The 1,983-nt window shown below is 67.1% G+C and carries 3 protein-coding genes; all 3 read right to left on the bottom strand.

The genetic code is table 11. The annotated features are described in order from the left end of the window. The coding region (locus CIK81_RS17825; RefSeq protein ID WP_241964263.1) for a HAMP domain-containing protein at positions 1-885 on the bottom strand (885 nt) is incomplete at its 3' end. A gap of 37 nt (positions 886-922) precedes the next feature. Then, positions 923-1,642, bottom strand: a complete 720-nt coding sequence (locus CIK81_RS17820) for a response regulator transcription factor (RefSeq protein ID WP_096163871.1) — start codon at positions 1,640-1,642, stop codon at positions 923-925. A 54-nt stretch (positions 1,643-1,696) separates the two neighbouring features. Further along, positions 1,697-1,983: lipopolysaccharide assembly LapA domain-containing protein (locus tag CIK81_RS17815; RefSeq protein WP_114355988.1), on the bottom strand; the 287-nt coding region annotated here is incomplete at its 5' end.

Raw genomic sequence — 1,983 nt, 5'->3', positions numbered from 1 at the left:
GGCCTCGTCCTCGATGCGACGCATCGCCGAGGCGACGTCCTCGTCGGTCCCCAGCGCACCCATCCGATACAGCTCGCCGAAACCGCGGATCGCGGCCAGGGGAGTGCGCAGCTCATGGGAGGCGTCGCCCACGAAGCGCCGCATCCTCGCCTCGGAGCGCGTCGCATGCTCCTCGGACGCGGACTGCGCGGCGAAGGACTGCTCGATGCGCACCAGCATCTCGTTCAGCGACAGCGCGAGGGCATGCACTTCCAGGCTGGTGTACGTGACCGGCACACGGCGGGAGAGGTCACCGCCGGCGATCTGGGAGGCCGTGGCCTCGACATCCTGCAGGGGCTCGAGGGAGCGGTGGGTCATGTAGCCGCCCAGGCCCATGCCCATGAGCACCACGAGAGTCCCGACCAGGACGATGACCAGCGCCATCTCGTGCATCGTGCGATCCACCCCGGCCAGGGGGAGGGCGACGTACACGCTGCCGCCGTCCGGGCCGGTGTTGACCATCGCGACCACACGCCACCGGCTCTCGGAGGAGTCCAGGATCGTGAAGGGCTTGCCCCCGCGCGCGATGATCTGGTCATCGGACAGGTCCGGGAAGGTCAGCTCGGTGGTCGCGTTGACGTCGTGGTGGATGATCTGGTCGCTGTCGTCGCGGATCTCGACCGCGTACTCCACCGGGGTGTACGCGGTCGAGGCTGTCGTGTCGCTGTCGTCGGCCAGCTGGTGCTGCGCGAGCGTGAGCATCTCGCCGGTGCTCGCGTACAGGTTGTTGTCGACCGACTCGATCAGCGTGCGGTTGAGCAGGAAGAGCGAGAGGCTTCCGGTGATGACGACGCCGACGACCAGCAGCAGGGAGATGAGCGCGACGATCCGGGTCCACAGGGACACGGGCCGTTCTGTGCGCAGGGTCGGCAGCGCCAAATCGTCAGTGGCTCTCGGCGGCGCGCAGCACGTAGCCGATGCCGCGCTTGGTGTGGATCATCGGCTCGCCGATCACGTCGATCTTGCGGCGCAGGTAGGAGATGTAGGACTCCACGATGCCGACCTCACCGGACCAGTCGTAGTCCCACACGTGGTCCAGGATCTGGGTCTTGGAGACCACGCGACCGGCGTTGAGCATGAGGTAGCGCAGCAGCTTGAACTCGGTGGGGGACAGCTCGATCGTCACGTCGGCGCGGTAGACCTCGTGGGAGTCCTCGTCCAGGCGCAGATCGCCCACCACGAGGGAGCTGTCCACCGCGGCGTCGTGGCCGCCGTGGGTGCGGCGCAGCACGGCCCGGATCCGGGCGACGACCTCTTCCAGGCTGAAGGGCTTGGTGACGTAGTCGTCGCCGCCGACGGTGAGACCGGCGACCTTGTCCTGGGTCTCGTCGCGCGCGGTGAGGAACAGGATCGGGTACTGCTCGCCGCGATCGCGCAGACGACGGGTCACGGTGAAGCCGTCCATGTCCGGGAGCATCACGTCGAGCACCACGAGGTCGGGCTGATGCTCGGTGGCCTCGCGGATAGCCTCGTTGCCGGTCGAGGCCGTGAAGACCTCGAAACCGGCGAAGCGCAGCGAGGTCGCGAGGAGGTCACGGATGTTCGGCTCGTCGTCGACGACGAGCAAGCGGGCCTCGAATTCCTGATCTGCAGTCGTGTTCATGGTGCCACCGTGCTCCTCGAGAGTGGGAATCGGCTGAACGTCGGCTGTAAGCGTTCAGCGCGCGGCGCGCTGGATCTTCTCCTGCTGCTTGCGCATCTTGCGGATGGTCCAGCTCATCTGCGCCATCCGCACCGAGCCTACGAGCGCCATGACCAGAGCGCCGGCGATCGCCGCCAGGAGCATCGCGACCCCGAGAGGCAGATCGAACGTCGCGGAGAAGTACTCGAAGCTCGCCTTCTGGCTGTTCTGGATCACGAAGATCAGCAGCAGCACCAGCACGATCGCACCGAGGATCAGGGAGATCCACAGCATGGCCGTGCGTCCGCCGCTCTTGGGGGCCT

It is taken from the genome of Brachybacterium sp. JB7 (genome assembly GCF_003335205.1).
Taxonomy (GTDB): Bacteria; Actinomycetota; Actinomycetes; order Actinomycetales; family Dermabacteraceae; genus Brachybacterium; species Brachybacterium alimentarium.
This window is presented reverse-complemented; position numbering and strand designations above follow the sequence as displayed.